Origin of the sequence: Paenarthrobacter sp. AB444, assembly GCF_028736865.1 — a bacterium.
GTDB classification, from domain to species: domain Bacteria; phylum Actinomycetota; class Actinomycetes; order Actinomycetales; family Micrococcaceae; genus Arthrobacter; species Arthrobacter nicotinovorans_B.
This window is the reverse complement of sequence record NZ_JAQZBY010000016.1, coordinates 24,641-39,196: the sequence shown is the minus strand read 5'-3', so window position 1 is coordinate 39,196 and position 14,556 is coordinate 24,641. Positions and strand designations below refer to the sequence as shown.

General features: G+C 61.7%; 16 protein-coding genes. 13 read left to right on the top strand and 3 right to left on the bottom strand.

Annotated elements, in window-relative coordinates; translation table 11 throughout:
* Positions 1–7 precede the first annotated feature (7 nt).
* From PQ627_RS17500 to PQ627_RS17490, 3 genes are read left to right on the top strand one after another with little or no spacing between them, the layout of a single operon-like run.
* Positions 8–1,378 (top strand): extracellular solute-binding protein, encoded by a 1,371-nt coding sequence (locus tag PQ627_RS17500; RefSeq protein ID WP_274262761.1) that lies wholly within the window; start codon positions 8–10, stop codon positions 1,376–1,378.
* Positions 1,375–2,244: a carbohydrate ABC transporter permease gene (locus PQ627_RS17495; protein WP_274262708.1), complete on the top strand. Its 870-nt coding sequence runs from the start codon at positions 1,375–1,377 to the stop codon at positions 2,242–2,244. Before PQ627_RS17500 ends, PQ627_RS17495 begins: the two co-directional genes overlap by 4 nt.
* Entirely contained in the window at positions 2,241–3,062 is an 822-nt protein-coding gene (locus tag PQ627_RS17490; RefSeq protein WP_274262707.1) for a carbohydrate ABC transporter permease, read from the top strand. Before PQ627_RS17495 ends, PQ627_RS17490 begins: the two co-directional genes overlap by 4 nt.
* Positions 3,063–3,086: 24 nt before the next feature.
* Here PQ627_RS17490 and PQ627_RS17485 read toward each other — a convergent pair whose 3' ends face one another.
* Positions 3,087–3,290 carry a hypothetical protein gene (locus PQ627_RS17485; RefSeq protein WP_373458717.1) on the bottom strand — a complete coding sequence of 68 codons (204 nt, stop codon included), beginning with the start codon at positions 3,288–3,290 and terminating at the stop codon, positions 3,087–3,089.
* Positions 3,291–3,438: 148 nt separating this feature from the next.
* Between PQ627_RS17485 and PQ627_RS17480 the strand changes: the two genes are divergently transcribed.
* Genes PQ627_RS17480 through PQ627_RS17455 form a run of 6 tightly spaced genes read left to right on the top strand, consistent with a single transcriptional unit; the run spans position 3,439 to position 8,554 of the window.
* Positions 3,439–4,446, top strand: coding sequence for an AAA family ATPase (locus tag PQ627_RS17480; RefSeq protein ID WP_274262706.1), 1,008 nt, complete (start codon positions 3,439–3,441; stop codon positions 4,444–4,446).
* Positions 4,447–4,458: 12 nt separating this feature from the next.
* A complete protein-coding gene (locus PQ627_RS17475; RefSeq protein WP_274262705.1) occupies positions 4,459–5,391 on the top strand; it encodes a DUF58 domain-containing protein in 933 nt (310 codons plus the stop codon).
* Positions 5,381–5,833, top strand: coding sequence for a hypothetical protein (locus PQ627_RS17470; RefSeq protein WP_274262704.1), 453 nt, complete (start codon positions 5,381–5,383; stop codon positions 5,831–5,833). The genes PQ627_RS17475 and PQ627_RS17470 overlap by 11 nt, the downstream gene beginning before the upstream one ends.
* Positions 5,824–6,819 carry a vWA domain-containing protein gene (locus PQ627_RS17465; RefSeq protein ID WP_274262703.1) on the top strand — a complete coding sequence of 332 codons (996 nt, stop codon included), beginning with the start codon at positions 5,824–5,826 and terminating at the stop codon, positions 6,817–6,819. The genes PQ627_RS17470 and PQ627_RS17465 overlap by 10 nt, the downstream gene beginning before the upstream one ends.
* A gap of 2 nt (positions 6,820–6,821) precedes the next feature.
* Positions 6,822–7,862 (top strand): vWA domain-containing protein, encoded by a 1,041-nt coding sequence (locus PQ627_RS17460; RefSeq protein WP_274262702.1) that lies wholly within the window; start codon positions 6,822–6,824, stop codon positions 7,860–7,862.
* On the top strand, positions 7,859–8,554 hold the full coding sequence (locus PQ627_RS17455) for a hypothetical protein (protein ID WP_274262701.1): 696 nt from the start codon (positions 7,859–7,861) through the stop codon (positions 8,552–8,554). The genes PQ627_RS17460 and PQ627_RS17455 overlap by 4 nt, the downstream gene beginning before the upstream one ends.
* A gap of 49 nt (positions 8,555–8,603) precedes the next feature.
* Here PQ627_RS17455 and PQ627_RS17450 read toward each other — a convergent pair whose 3' ends face one another.
* Together PQ627_RS17450 and PQ627_RS17445 are read right to left on the bottom strand one after the other, a co-directional pair.
* A complete protein-coding gene (locus PQ627_RS17450; protein ID WP_144658988.1) occupies positions 8,604–9,107 on the bottom strand; it encodes a DUF2004 domain-containing protein in 504 nt (167 codons plus the stop codon).
* A gap of 50 nt (positions 9,108–9,157) precedes the next feature.
* Positions 9,158–10,123, bottom strand: a complete 966-nt coding sequence (locus tag PQ627_RS17445) for a LysR family transcriptional regulator (RefSeq protein ID WP_144658987.1) — start codon at positions 10,121–10,123, stop codon at positions 9,158–9,160.
* 396 nt (positions 10,124–10,519) lie between these two features.
* Between PQ627_RS17445 and nrdH the strand changes: the two genes are divergently transcribed.
* From nrdH to nrdF, 4 genes are all read left to right on the top strand, one after another.
* A complete protein-coding gene (gene nrdH / locus PQ627_RS17440; RefSeq protein WP_144658986.1) occupies positions 10,520–10,762 on the top strand; it encodes a glutaredoxin-like protein NrdH in 243 nt (80 codons plus the stop codon).
* 51 nt (positions 10,763–10,813) lie between these two features.
* Positions 10,814–11,284, top strand: a complete 471-nt coding sequence (nrdI, locus tag PQ627_RS17435; protein ID WP_144658985.1) for a class Ib ribonucleoside-diphosphate reductase assembly flavoprotein NrdI — start codon at positions 10,814–10,816, stop codon at positions 11,282–11,284.
* An 11-nt stretch (positions 11,285–11,295) separates the two neighbouring features.
* Complete coding sequence (gene nrdE, locus PQ627_RS17430; RefSeq protein WP_373458728.1) at positions 11,296–13,434, top strand: class 1b ribonucleoside-diphosphate reductase subunit alpha; 2,139 nt, start codon at positions 11,296–11,298, stop codon at positions 13,432–13,434.
* Between the two features lie 94 nt (positions 13,435–13,528).
* Positions 13,529–14,503: a class 1b ribonucleoside-diphosphate reductase subunit beta gene (gene nrdF, locus PQ627_RS17425; protein WP_216925513.1), complete on the top strand. Its 975-nt coding sequence runs from the start codon at positions 13,529–13,531 to the stop codon at positions 14,501–14,503.
* Positions 14,504–14,556 lie beyond the last annotated feature (53 nt).

Sequence of the window (14,556 nt, the reverse complement as noted above, 5' to 3'; positions counted from 1 at the left end):
GAACACCATGCGCCCAATGAAGACCATGCGTCCCAGCAAAATCGCCATCGGAATTGCCGTTGCCGCTGCGCTCCTCGGAGTGACGTCGTGTTCCGCGACTCCGGAGGCAGCCCAGGACAAGACGCTGAAGATCGTTTACCAAAAGACCGATGCCTTCACGGCGCTGGACCTCGTGATGCAGGATGCCAAGAAGGAGTTCGAGGCAGCCAATTCAGGGGTAACGGTAGACCTCCAGCCGATCCAGGCCAACGATGACGACTACGGGACCAAGCTGGCTTTGGCGCAGCGCTCCCCGGACACCGCGCCGGATGTCTTCTATGAAGACACGTTCAAGGTGCGCTCGGACGTCGACGCCGGCTACTTGCTCAAGCTCGACAGTTACCTTGAGGCGTGGGACGAGTGGGGGAAGTTCAGCGAGGCCGCGAAGGCAGCCGGCCGGGCGGACGACGGCGGAATCTACGCGGTACCGTTGGGGACGGATACCCGGGCCATTTGGTACAACAAGGCCGTCCTGCAGAAAGCCGGGATCCCTGTTCCTTGGCAGCCCCAAAGCTGGGAGGATATCTTGACCATGGCCCGCAAGGTCAAGGCCGCAGACCCCACCGTGATTCCCTTCACCATGTACGCAGGCAAAGCGACCGGCGAAGGAACCGTGATGCAGAGTTTTTACGAACTCCTCTACGGCACTGGCAGCACCCTTTATGACGAGGACCAAAAGAAGTGGGTCATTGGGTCAGAGGGCTTCACTGACTCTTTGGACTTCCTGAAAACGCTCTATGACGAGAAGCTCGCAGTCAGCCCTGCCGAAGCATTGGACGCCAATGTCTGGAAGAAGGTCTTCGGCGAGTGGTTCCCCCAAGGCAAACTGGCGGCAACGGTGGAAGGTTCCTACGCGCCGTCGTTCTGGAAAAAAGGCGGCGCCTACGAGTGGGCCGGCTATGAGAAGGACATGGCAGTAGCGGGCTTCCCTACCCAAAAGGGACAGGATCCAGGCCATGTCAGCATGTCCGGCGGCTGGACCTTGGCGGTTGGGGCGAAGTCCAAGAACCCCGAGCTTTCCTTCATGTTCCTGGCCACCGCGCTGAACAAGAAGAACGCACTGGCGTATGACATCAACAACTCGCAAATCGCAGTAAGGACGGACGTAGCACAGGACGCCGGATATCTGGCTGCCGACCCGTTCGTGAAGGATGTGTCCGATCTGGTGGAGGTGACACACTACCGGCCAGCCACTGCTGACTATCCAAGGATTTCCACAGCAGTCCAGGAGGCGACTGAATCAGTCATCACAGGCAGGCAAAGCCCCCGGGACGCCGCCGCGGAATACGATGCCACTGTCCGCAGGCTGGTGGGTGAGGACAAGGTCCTGCAAAAATGAAAGCCCGCCGCCATCTGCGGCTTCTGCCGGTAGCCCCTGCAATCGTGCTCCTGCTGGTTTTCCTGCTCGCGCCCGTGGCGTGGTCCTTTTACGCCTCTTTCACCGACGCCGCATTGTCCGGAAGGGGAGCCCGGGATCCGCAATGGGTAGGAACCGGGAACTACGTGCGGATGTTTACCGACGACTCGTTTCCCCTGGCCACGTGGCTCACAGTAGTCTTCGTTGCCGCGTCCGCCGTGCTGGGGCAGAACGTCCTTGGACTGCTGACCGCCTTGCTCATGACGCGCTCACGCAAGATCGTCGCGGACTGGGTCGGTACGGCTGTTGTGGCCGCTTGGGTGTTGCCTGAGATCGTGGCCGCGTTTGCGGCGTACGCCTATTTCAACCGGGACGGGACCCTGAACCAGATACTCGCAGCGCTGGGGACCCACGGCTTGGATTGGCTGTATTCCTTCCCGCTGGTCGCCATCATCCTGGCCAACACCTGGCGCGGAACGGCGTTTTCCATGCTGGTCTACCGGGCGGCCCTGGCCGAGGTGCCCCGCGACGTGACCGAAGCGGCCCTCGTGGACGGTGCCCGGGGGTGGCAGCGGCTCGCGTTCATCACCCTGCCACTGATCCGCAACAGCATCGCCACCAACCTGATGCTGATCACCCTCCAGACGCTGGCAGTGTTCACCCTCATTTGGGTGATGACAGCCGGCGGTCCTGCCAATGCAAGCACCACGTTGCCTGTCCTGGCCTACCAGGAGGCCTTCAAATTCGGTGACATTGGGTACGGTACCGCGGTGGCATCGGTGCTGATCCTGCTGGGAATGGTCTTCGGCGCCGTCTACGTCCGGCTATTGCAGGAGCGGCGTACGTGAGGCGCTTCCGAGCCAGGCTCGGGGCGGACACCGCCTTGGCGCTCATTGGTCTGTGTTTTGCGGCGCCGCTTGTTTGGTTGCTGCTGGCCGCCGTCGACCCTCAAGCGGGGTACGGGACGAAGGTGCCATCGGCGCCGTCGATGATCAACTTCACAGCAGTCATGACGCCGGAGCTGTTGGGCCGCCCACTGCTCAACAGCCTCCTGTTGTCCGGCGGTACTGCCTTGGTGAACGTGCTGGTTGCCGTGCTGGCCGCCTATCCGTTATCCAGGTACCAATCCCGCTTTAACAAGCCGTTCATGTACACGGTTCTTTTCGGCACATCATTGCCGGTGACTGCCATCATGGTCCCGGTCTACGGATTGTTCGTACAACTGCAGCTCCTGGACTCCATGGCCGCGACCATCTTCTTCATGGCCACCACCACGTTGCCCATGGCGATTTGGATGGCCAAAAGCTTCATGGACGCAGTTCCCTTGGAACTGGAAGAAGCAGCCTGGATGGACGGGGCATCGGGCCTGGTGACACTGCGGACCGTTGTGCTCCCACTCATGCGCCAAGGCCTGGCAGTGGTGTCCATTGTTGTGTTCATCCAGGCATGGGGAAACTTCTTCGTTCCCTTCATCCTTCTGCTCTCCATCGGCAAGCAACCCGCTGCGGTGTCCATCTTCAGCTTCTTCGGCCAGCACGGCGCCATAGCCTATGGGCAGCTGGCTGCGTTCTCCATCCTCTATTCGGTCCCGGTGCTGGTTCTCTATGCGGTGGTGTCACGGGGCATGGGGAACTCCTTTGCGCTGTCCGGCGCCATGAAGGGCTGACGCGCAGAGGGTCCTGCCGGCGTTTCAGTCGATGTCTTCGATGATTTCGCCGTAGGGGATGGACTCATCCAAGTGGGCCTGATGTCCTGTTGGACCTGAGTTGTAGGTAATCCGTACACCGTGCCGCTGGTCCGCTGCCGACTGCAGGAGGACCGGTCGTACGGCGTCGATGACGTGCTGGTTCTGGGATGCGAGGTAGTTCTGATAGGCGGCTGGTAGCTGATGCATGGCAAAAGGATAGACCTCAGGGGTCTCCATGGGGAGGGGTACCCATTGCGGCTTGGACGCAGGCCCGTTTGGATAGAGTGGCCGATGCAGGCGGAAACATCAGCCCACCGCTTGCGGCACGACTCATAACGCCAGCGAGGGGACCCGAGTGCACCAGATCACAGCCATGGCCGGAATTGATGCACCTGACATGGCGCGGGCCCAGCAACTGGTGGGCAGCATCGTCCGCAGTTTCGAGAACAAGGTCGTGGGCCAGACACGACTGAGGGAGACGCTGCTGATTGGGTTGCTGACCGGCGGCCATGTGCTGCTGGAAAGTGTCCCCGGACTCGCCAAGACGACAGCTGCCCAGGCCATCGCCGAATCCGTCAGTGCGGATTTCCGCCGTATCCAGTGCACCCCGGACCTGCTTCCCAGCGACATTGCAGGTACCCAGATTTTCGACGCCGCCAAAGGCACCTTCGTCACCCAGTTGGGGCCGGTCCACGCCAATATCGTGCTGCTCGATGAGATCAACAGGTCCAGTGCAAAAACCCAGAGCGCCATGCTGGAAGCCATGCAGGAACGCCAGACCTCCATCGGCGGCGAATCCTACCCGTTGCCCCAGCCTTTCCTGGTTCTCGCTACCCAGAACCCCATCGAGCAAGAGGGCACCTACCGCCTTCCAGAAGCGCAGATGGACAGGTTCATGCTCAAGGATGTCCTGGACTACCCCAGCCCGGGTGAAGAAGCCGAGGTCATCAGGCGGATCGACGCCGGGGTCTTCAGCGCCGCGCAGAAGCCACCGGCCGCAGCCTCCCTCGACGCCGTGGTGCAGGTCCAGGAACTCGTGCGTCGGGTCTACATCGATCCCGCCATCGTGCGCTACATCGTGGGCCTTGCCTACGTCACCCGGAACGCTGCGCAATACCTGGAACCACATTTGGCCAACCTCGTGGAATTTGGTGCCAGTCCGAGGGCCAGCATCGCCTTCAGCCAGGCGGCCAGGGCCCTGGCATTGCTCAACGGCCGCGACCACGTCATCCCGGAAGATGTGAAGAACCTGGCACACCGGGTCCTGCGCCACCGCATCATCCTTGGTTTTGACGCCGTCGTGGAGGGCGTTGCCGTGGAGACAGTCATCGATGCCGTTCTGGCGTCAGTCCAGACGCCTTAGCGGGGCCGGCAGGTGGCCAGCCTTCTGAAACGCGTCAAATCGAAGATGTTCATCTTCGCCCATCGAAGGACGCTGAGCCTGCTCGATGGCGAATACGGCTCTGTCTTCAAGGGCCGCAGCATGGATTTCGACGAGCTGCGGAGCTATGTGCCCGGCGATGAAGTCAGGGACATCGATTGGAAGGCCACGGCCCGGCACGGCTCACCGCTCGTCAAACGCTATGTCGCCGTCCGCCGGCACGCAGTGTTGCTGGTGGTGGACTCCGGACGAAACATGGCAGCGGAGGCGCTCTCGGGCGAAACCAAGAAGGACGTTGCTGTTTACGCGGCCGGGGTCGTCGGTTACCTGGCCTGCCGTCACGGGGACGATGTTGGCCTGGTGCACGGGAATGCGAGCGCTTCCAGGTACCTGCCTGCCAAAGGCGGCGAGGAACACCTGGAGCGGTTGCTGCGGGAGATCGACTCGGCCATCACCTTGCATGGCCAACCCAGCGGTATCGCGGGGCAGCTGGACTACGTCCTGCGGTACCTCAAGGGCCGGATGCTGATTGTGGTTGTTGCTGACGAGTTCCTTCCGGACGCCCGGACCAGGGAGCTGCTGCGCAGGCTGCGGGCACGGCATGAAGTGCTCTGGTTGACCGTTCGCGATGCTGACCTCGCACCCCAGGTCGAGGGACAGGCAACCTGGGACAGTACTGACGTCGGCACGGGCACGGCGATACCGTTCCTGCTTGCCGCGGACAGAGACATCCGGGCCGCTTACCAGAACGCGATGGTCCAGCGCGCTGACCTTCGGGCGGCCCTCTTTCGCCGCTTGGGCATCGCAGAAGAACAGGCCGAAGGCAGCGCCGATGTCGTGACAAGCGTCTTCGCCCTGCTGGAAAAACACCGCTCCGGTGCGCTGAGCTCTGGCCGCCGGCCACCAAGGGGCCAGCGTGCCGGCTGACTTCTACGCACCCCTGCCATACCAAAGCATCTGGATGTGGCTGGGGATTCTGCTCCTGGTTCTTGTTGCCGGATGGTACGGGTGGCTGCTGCTGCCCAGGCCACGGGCGGCTGCGCCGCGGACAGCAGGGCCGACGTCGCTGGAGACGCTGCGGTCCCGCTGCCTTGCAGCGATTGAGGACACTGCCGCAGACGCCGACGCCGGACGCTTACCCGAGCGCGAAGCCCACCAGCGGCTCAGCTTCCTCGTGCGGGAGTTCGCCGGGGCCGCCACAGGACTTCCCGTCACCTCCATGACCCTGGATGAGTTGCGGGGCGAAGGCCTGGATACCTTGGCTGAAGGCATAGCTGGCATCTACCCCAGCGAATTCTCCGCCCGGCACGTCCAGCCCGTACGGCACTCCGCTGATCTTGCCCGCGGGGTGGTCCACGCATGGAACTGAGCTACTGGTGGATTCTTCCCTTGGCTGCAGCTGCGGTGACTGTCGCCGCCTGGCTGTACCTTCGGCGTCGTCGTTCAGTTCAAACCCGGGTGGTCGCTCATGGCGACCGGCTCACGGATCTCCCCGAATACCGGCTCGCCCTTCGCCGCTACCGGACACGGCTGGCCCTCGCCGCCTTGCTGGCGGGCCTGGTCCTCGTTGCCAGCGCCATCACAGCTGCCAGACCAGCGCTGCGCTCCACCGAGCAGCCGGAGATCCGCAACCGGGACATCGTGCTGTGCCTGGATGTATCCGGCTCAATGGCAAGTACCGACGCCGCGTTGGCGGCTGTTTTCAAGGACCTCGCCAAGCAGTTCGACGGCGAGAGGATCGGGATGGTCATTTTCGATAGCAGCAGCGTGCAGCTCTTTCCCCTCACCGATGACTACGACTACGTGGAGGAACAGCTGAGCCACGCGGAAAAGGCCTTGTCCGACGGAGCGGGATCGTTTTTCGACGGGACCTGGAACGGGGAAGGCTCGTCCCTGATCGGCGACGGCCTGGCTTCCTGCGTCCAGAGCTTCCCCGACACGGATCCCAGCGGCAACGCTGCAGGGGACACCGCGCGCTCGCGGTCAGTTGTACTGGCCACGGACAACTTCGTATCCGGAGCGCCCATCTTCACCCTCTCGGAGGCTGCCGCCCTGGCCGGCACCAAGAATGTGAAGGTCCATGCCCTGAATCCCAGCGACCTGGACTACGGAGACCAACCGGATCAGCCAGGCGCCCAACTCAAGGCTGCCGTCGAGGCAACAGGGGGCGCCTATTCCGGCGTGGACAATCCAGAGGCCGTGCCCCGCATCGTCAGGAAGGTGCAGGAAACCGAAGCCACCACCTATGTCTCGGCCCCGCAGGCAGTCGTGACAGACGCCCCCGGCTGGCCATTGGGTATCGCTGTGCTCGCCGGGCTGGGCATGCTGGTCCTGGGACGGCGGGTGGAGCCATGACCATGACCATAGCCCCCATCCTGCCCTGGCCGCTCCTGGCCGCCGCGGGTCTTGTGGCCATCGCCTTCACCGTATGGAGCCTGCGTCCCGGGACCTCGCCAACGCCACGCCCGGCAAGGCAACGCTCGGCAAGGCAACGCCGGTCACTGCGAACGGTACGCCCGGCGCTCAACCGCTGCCTCGTCGTCGTGCTCCTGCTTCTGGCCGCCTTGCGACCTGGCTGGGTCGGAGGGCAAGCCCAGGCATCGACAGCGGAGCTGGATGTCTTCTTCGTCGTTGACACCAGCACCAGCATGGGCGCCGAAGACTACAACGGAACCGCAACACGATTGTCCGGCGTTCAACGCGACGTCACGGCGATCGCACAAGAACTGGCCGGGGCCAAATTCTCCCTCATCACCTTCGATGACAAGGCCACCGTCCGGATGCCTTTGTCCCAGGACGCCACCGCCCTGCAAACCAGCATGGCAACCCTCCAGCCACAGAATCCCCGTTATGCCAAGGGCAGCAGCGTGACCGGAGCCGCGCAGTTGCTGAAAGAAAGGCTCGCCACGGCCCGTGAACAACACCCGGGAAGGCCGGCGTTGGTTTTCTACGCGGGCGATGGCGAGAACACCAGCGCCGCGGCCCCGCCGCCCATGGACGGCACCAACGTGGCCGGGGGAGCGGTGCTCGGGTATGGAACCGAGGCGGGCGGGCGGATGAAGGACTCCTCCAGGAACACCACTGCCTATGTAAAAGACCGAAGCACCGGCAGCGCTCAGGACGCCATCTCCAGGATCGACGAACAGCAGCTCCGCAGCATCGCCGAGGATCTCAACGTCCCCTATCTCCACCGAACAGCCACCGACCCCGTATCCGGCATGTTCGGCAAAGCCCAACCGGGTACCCTCTCAGCAAACACAGAGGATGCACCCGGCAGGATCGAACTCTACTGGGTGCTCGCACTGGCGGCTTTTCTGCTCGCCATCCCAGAGCCGCTCAGGCACCTGAATGCGTTGCGCGCAGTGAGCAGTCCAGCACCCAGGGAGCCCAAGGGATGACCGCCTCAAAGGCACGACGGCGACACCGTCACCTTGCGCTCTGGTCGGCACCGGCTGCCCTCCTGGCGCTCGCAGTCGCCGCCAAACTCCTGAGCGTGGGCTTTCTGGGAGGCACCGCGGGGAGCGCCTATGCGGCAGGGGATCGTGATGCCGTTGCACAGGCGGCGGCGTGGCTGGGGGTAGCCAATGTGCTGGAGCCCCACAAAGCCCCGTTCGCGTCCGGGGACGCCGCGGTCCTGGCCGGCGATTTCGCCGCGGCGCGCACCGAATTCGAGATTGCCCTGAATCGCGGACCCGGCACGGACGAGTGCAAAGTACGTGTGAATCTGGCGCTCAGCATTGAGAAGCTTGCGGATTCCGGGAAAGATCCCGGGCACAAGGACCAGCTGGTCCGCGAGGCCCTTGCTGTCATCGAGGCCGCATCCAGTCAGTGTCGTGAGCCTGGTCCGGCGAACGCGGCGGGAGAGGGGGATGCCCTGAGCGCTGCGAAGGACCGGCTGAAGGAAAAACTGTCCCCGAAGGAGGCGGGCCCGGACAGCTCCCCGGGATCTGCGACGACCCCGCCAGAGAAGCAACTCCAGCAGCTGGAAGAGAGCGCCCGGAAGGCCCGAATCGAGCGAGGCGAAGGTCAGGACCGTGACGAATATCTGCGCGGACCGGATGACAGCACGGGCGTGGAGAGGCCGTGGTGAACCCGCCCCCGAGGGTGACCGGCCGCCGTCGTGCTTTAAACAGGCAGTGCTACTCCCACAGAATTTCGTCATCCACCACGCCATCTTCATCGGCGGCTGCGACCAGCAGCTCGTCCGTGAAGTGGGAACCAAGGGTGAAGTCGAGGACGAAGTAGCGCTCAGGCTGCCCGGGATAAATGGCCACGTGGCCGAGTTTGAGCGCTTTGAGGAAGACGTCGTTGGTTAGCTGGTTCTTGTCGCGGACTCCGAAAACAGATTCGAGCTGTTCTTCCTTGAGCTGCGAACAGTGGAAATGCAGGAACTGCTGTGGGTTTGTACCGTCCTGGTCCAGCTCATCGGCGATCATTTCCCGGACCTGGTCCACCAGCTCGGGCAGGAAGCGCAAACGGTAGTCCACCTTGCGGAGCGCTGCTTCATCGAAGTGGTCGTGCGCGGCGACGTTCAAGTCCAGTTCAAGCTGGTTGCCGCCAAGTTCGTGTCTTGCGACGAAGCAATGTTCACGCCCGTGATTGAGCTCTATCTCCCCAAAATGCTTACTCGCTACCTTGCCCATGTGATCAATCTAACCCCTACATCCAGCGGGTTCCAGCACTTCGGGATATTTCACCTGCGCCGCTGGGGACCTTTGGCGGGAGCGGTTTTCAGCGGGTGGAGGCCGCTCTTGTCGGCAGTGGCCCGGAGGGTATCGGCCAGCAGTTGGGTGAAGAGTTGCACCTGGGCGGTCCGCTTTTCATTGATCAGCAACGCAAACACGTTCCGCGCCAGCCGGATGTCCGGAACGTCCAGCACCACGACGCCGGGAGGCCTGTTCCGCAGCGCAAGTTCCGGTACCAGTGAAGCGCCAAGCCCAGCGGCTGTCATCTCAAGGCTCGCGTGGAAGTCGTCGCTGTAGGCCACCACCCGGGGGTGGAGGTTGCAACTGGCAAACAGGCGCTCGATGACCAGGGCATCGCTGGTGCCCGGGTGGTGCACGATCCACGGCATGTCGGACAGATGCGCGGCTTCGATTTCGGCGTCCTCGCGGATCTTCCAGGACGCCGGCAAGACCACCCGGAAGTCGTCGTCGCCGATCCACTGGCGCTCGAGCGAATGCGGCCATGCCAATCCCGACTGCCCCACCTGGTAGACAAGTGCGACGTCCAGTTCGCCCCCGCTGCGCAGCCCCTGGATGGTTTGGGCCGGCTCGGCTACCGAGACCTTCAGTTCGATGCCCAGTCCGTTCCACCGTTCATTCCGCAGGATGTCGGGCAGTACGTACGTGGCGAGGCTGGGGAAGATGCCAAGGCGCAATTCCTGGGCGGGGGAGTCGTTGGTGCGGGAGGCCGCGGCCATGAGGGCTTCGACATCGGTCAGTACCTTTGAGGCGTGCCGGGTCATGGTCACGGCAGCTTCGGTGGGGACAACGCTTCGTGCCGAGCGCTGGAAAAGCTCGACGCCGGTGTCGCGTTCCAGCGCTGCCATCTGTTGGGAGACTGCCGAGGCTGTGTAGCCCAGCTGGGCGGCGGCCGCAGCAAAAGAACCCAGACGGGTTACTTCCATCAGCGTCCGGAGGTGGAGAAGGTTGACCATCAGCAGATTTTAGCTGTTCGCCACGCCACATTTTCAAAGTGTCACGACACGCCGTACGAGGGCGACACGCTGAAGATTAAATGTGGCTAAGTAGTCCACAGGGTGTGGATGACATCTCTCAGTTTGGCGTAATTACGGACATTTTGAAGGCCCCGCCCTGTGGACGATCGGTGGATTGAATGACATACTTGTAATACATCATCTTGGGGTTCCGGCGAGGTGCTTGCACTACATGTAGTATCGATTTACGGATTGAGCGGGAAACCAGCGCAAGACTAAATAAGAGCGTGTTGGCTGTCACGGCAGCCTGCGGGCCGGTATCGGATTCAGTAGTAAGTTCCGGTTGAGCCCGCCAGATACGAAGAGAACCAGACTTCAACTTAGGGGACAGGGATCATGACCGTAACGGTTTACACGAAGCCGGCCTGTGTTCAGTGCAACGCAACTTACCGGGCGCTCGACAAGAAGGGCATTGCCTACCAGAGCGTCGACATCTCCCAGGACGCCGAGGCTCTTGAGCGCCTCAAGGCTCTGGGTTACATGCAGGCCCCGGTTGTCGTGACCGAGCAGGACCACTGGTCAGGCTTCCGTCCGGACAAGATCGAAGAACTGGCCCAGGCCGCTTCTTCCGTGGCCTAAGTTTCGCCACCACAGCACACAAAGAATCCCTATGTAGTCGAGGTGACTCCCATGGCACCGCTGGCAGCGGCAACCGCACCTGATGTGACGGAAGCTGTCACCACCAGGAGTCACCTCATCTACTTTTCCTCGACATCCGAAAACACCAAGAGATTCGTCCAGAAACTGGGCAGGGACGCAGCGCGCATCCCTCTCTATTCCCAGGAGCCTCCGCTTCAAGCACTTGAGCCCTTTGTCCTGGTACTTCCCACCTATGGAGGTACCAACGGTGAAGGTTCAGTGCCCAAGCAGGTCATCAGGTTTCTGAACGATCCCCGGAACAGGGAACTGATCCGCGGTGTTATCGGGGCCGGGAACACAAACTTCGCGGACAACTACTGCGCAGCCGGAGACATTGTCTCCGTCAAGTGCAAAGTTCCGCACCTCTATCGGTTCGAACTCATGGGAACTCCCGAAGACGTAGACCGAGTGAATCAAGGATTGGAAGAGTTTTGGACACAACTGTCGCAGAAGCAGAAGTAACCGGGGGCGCTGTGGACACCAAGAAGCCATTGCCTGAGGCTTACAAGGGTCTGGGCTACCACGAGCTCAACGCCATGCTTAACCTGTATGGCCCCAATGGCGAGATCCAGTTCGAAGCCGACCGCGAAGCTGCGCACCAGTACTTCCTGCAGCACGTGAACAACAACACTGTGTTCTTCCACGATCTCGAAGAGAAGCTCGACTACCTGGTGAAGAACCAGTACTACGAGCGCGAGACCCTCGACCAGTACACGATGAACTTCATCCGCGAGCTCTTCAACCGGGCTTACAAGAAGAAGTTCCGCTTCGAGACCTTCCTCGGTGCCTTCAAGTTCTACACCTCCTACACGCTGAAGACCTTCGACGGCAAGCGCTTCCTCGAACGCTACGAGGACCGTGTCTGCATGGTCGCACTGCACCTTGGCCGCGGCAACGAAGAACTCGCCACCCGCCTGGTGGACGAAATCATCGACGGCCGTTTCCAACCGGCCACCCCGACGTTCCTGAACGCCGGAAAAGCCCAGCGTGGCGAGCTCGTCTCCTGCTTCCTGCTCCGCATCGAAGACAACATGGAGTCGATCGCACGAGCCATCAACTCTGCCCTCCAGCTGTCCAAGCGCGGCGGTGGCGTAGCGCTGTCCTTGACGAACATCCGTGAACACGGAGCCCCGATCAAGCAGATCGAAAACCAGTCATCCGGCGTTATCCCCGTGATGAAGCTACTCGAAGACAGCTTCTCCTATGCCAACCAGCTCGGTGCCCGCCAGGGTGCCGGTGCCGTGTACCTGCACGCCCACCACCCGGACATCCACCGCTTCCTGGACACCAAGCGCGAGAACGCCGATGAAAAGATCCGCATCAAGACCCTTTCCTTGGGTGTCGTGGTCCCGGACATCACCTTCGAACTCGCCAAGAAGAACGAGGACATGTACCTCTTCTCCCCGTACGACGTCGAGCGCGTCTACGGTGTACCGTTCTCCGACATTTCGGTGACGGAGAAGTACTACGAGATGGTTGACGATTCCCGGATCAAGAAGACCAAGATCAGTGCCCGTGAGTTCTTCCAGACCCTCGCGGAGATCCAGTTCGAGTCCGGCTACCCGTACATCATGTTCGAAGACACCGTGAACCGGGCCAACCCGATCGACGGCAAGATCACCATGAGCAACCTCTGCTCGGAGATCCTGCAGGTTTCCTCGCCTTCCATCTACAACGAGGACCTCAGCTACGAGACCGTGGGCAAGGACATCTCCTGCAACCTGGGATCGATGAACATTGCCAAGACCATGGATTCGCCGGACTTCGGTCTCTCCATCGAGACGTCCATCCGTGCACTCAGCGCGGTCTCGGACATGTCCTACATCAACTCGGTGCCCTCGATTGCCCAGGGCAACGCCCAGAGCCACGCGATCGGCCTCGGACAGATGAACCTCCACGGCTACCTTGCCCGTGAGCGCGTCCACTATGGCTCCGAAGAAGGCCTGGACTTCACCAACATCTACTTCTACACCGTGCTGTTCCACGCCCTCCGCGCTTCCAACAAGCTGGCCATCGAGACCGGCCAGAAGTTCGGCGGCTTCGAGAAGTCCACCTACGCTTCGGGCGAATTCTTCGACAAGTACACGGAGCAGGAATGGGTTCCGGCAACAGAACGCGTCCGCGAGCTCTTCGCAGGCCACGACATTCCCACCCAGGATGATTGGCGCGAACTGAAGGCTTCGGTCATGGAGCACGGTATCTACAACCAGAACCTCCAGGCTGTTCCGCCCACGGGTTCCATCAGCTACATCAACAACTCCACCTCGTCGATCCACCCGGTGGCCGCCAAGATCGAAATCCGCAAGGAAGGCAAGATCGGCCGCGTCTACTACCCGGCACCGTACCTGACCAACGACAACCTGGAGTACTACCAGGATGCCTACGAGATCGGCTACGAGAAGATCATCGACACCTACGCCGCTGCCACGCAGCACGTGGACCAGGGCCTGTCCCTGACGCTGTTCTTCAAGGACACCGCCACCACGCGTGACATCAACAAGGCGCAGATCTACGCATGGCGCAAGGGCATCAAGACCCTCTACTACATCCGTCTCCGCCAGCTCGCGCTGGAGGGCACTGAGGTTGAGGGCTGCGTCAGCTGCATGCTGTAGTCAACCACGCACAAAACTAAAGAGTACGACGGCGGGCCACCACCCGCCGTCGTACGCTTACCTTAAAGAACCACCCATCGCTAAAGGGGATGACATGACCGAAAAGGTCAAGCTGCTGAGCCACGTCGAAGCCATCAACTGGAACAAGATCCAGGATGACAAGGACGTGGAGGTCTGGAACCGCCTGGTCAACAACTTCTGGCTGCCTGAGAAGGTGCCGCTGTCCAATGACGTCCAGTCGTGGCACACTCTGACCCCGGAAGAGCAGCAGCTGACCATGCGCGTTTTCACCGGTCTGACCCTGCTGGACACGATCCAGGGCACCGTTGGAGCCGTCTCGCTGATTCCGGACGCACTGACCCCGCACGAAGAGGCCGTGTACACCAACATCGCCTTCATGGAGTCGGTGCACGCCAAGTCCTACTCGTCCATCTTCTCCACCCTGTGCTCCACCAAGGAGATTGACGACGCTTTCCGCTGGTCCCTCGAGAACGAGAACCTGCAGAAGAAGGCCCAAATCGTCATGGACTACTACCAGGGCGACGACCCCCTCAAGCGCAAGGTCGCTTCCACGCTGCTGGAGAGCTTCCTGTTCTACTCTGGCTTCTACCTGCCGATGTACTGGTCCTCGCGCGCCAAGCTCACGAACACGGCTGACCTGATCCGCCTCATCATCCGCGACGAGGCTGTGCACGGTTACTACATCGGCTACAAGTTCCAGAAGGGCCTGGAGAAGGTTTCCGAGGCCCGCAAGCAGGAAATCAAGGACTACACCTTCGAGCTCCTCTTCGAGCTGTACGAAAACGAAGTCCAGTACACCCACGACCTCTACGACGGCGTCGGCCTGGCCGAGGACGTCAAAAAGTTCCTCCACTACAACGCCAACAAGGCACTCATGAACCTCGGCTATGAGGCCATGTTCCCGGCGTCGGTCACCGACGTGAACCCGGCCATCCTCTCCGCCCTGTCCCCGAACGCCGACGAGAACCACGACTTCTTCTCCGGTTCGGGCTCTTCCTACGTGATCGGCAAGGCCGTGAACACGGAGGACGAGGACTGGGAGTTCTAAGTCCCGAGGAATGATCGGATACCGGCCCGGGATCGGCTGCGTGATGCAGCAGG

Coding starts and splice junctions, on each gene's coding strand:
- PQ627_RS17500 (WP_274262761.1), top strand. CDS start 8: ATGCGCCCAATGAAGACCATGCGTCCCAGCAAAATCGCCATCGGAATT.
- PQ627_RS17495 (WP_274262708.1), top strand. CDS start 1,375: ATGAAAGCCCGCCGCCATCTGCGGCTTCTGCCGGTAGCCCCTGCAATC.
- PQ627_RS17485 (WP_373458717.1), bottom strand. CDS start 3,290: ATGCATCAGCTACCAGCCGCCTATCAGAACTACCTCGCATCCCAGAAC.
- PQ627_RS17465 (WP_274262703.1), top strand. CDS start 5,824: ATGGAACTGAGCTACTGGTGGATTCTTCCCTTGGCTGCAGCTGCGGTG.
- PQ627_RS17460 (WP_274262702.1), top strand. CDS start 6,822: ATGACCATAGCCCCCATCCTGCCCTGGCCGCTCCTGGCCGCCGCGGGT.
- PQ627_RS17455 (WP_274262701.1), top strand. CDS start 7,859: ATGACCGCCTCAAAGGCACGACGGCGACACCGTCACCTTGCGCTCTGG.
- PQ627_RS17450 (WP_144658988.1), bottom strand. CDS start 9,107: ATGGGCAAGGTAGCGAGTAAGCATTTTGGGGAGATAGAGCTCAATCAC.
- PQ627_RS17445 (WP_144658987.1), bottom strand. CDS start 10,123: ATGGTCAACCTTCTCCACCTCCGGACGCTGATGGAAGTAACCCGTCTG.
- nrdH (WP_144658986.1), top strand. CDS start 10,520: ATGACCGTAACGGTTTACACGAAGCCGGCCTGTGTTCAGTGCAACGCA.
- nrdI (WP_144658985.1), top strand. CDS start 10,814: ATGGCACCGCTGGCAGCGGCAACCGCACCTGATGTGACGGAAGCTGTC.
- nrdF (WP_216925513.1), top strand. CDS start 13,529: ATGACCGAAAAGGTCAAGCTGCTGAGCCACGTCGAAGCCATCAACTGG.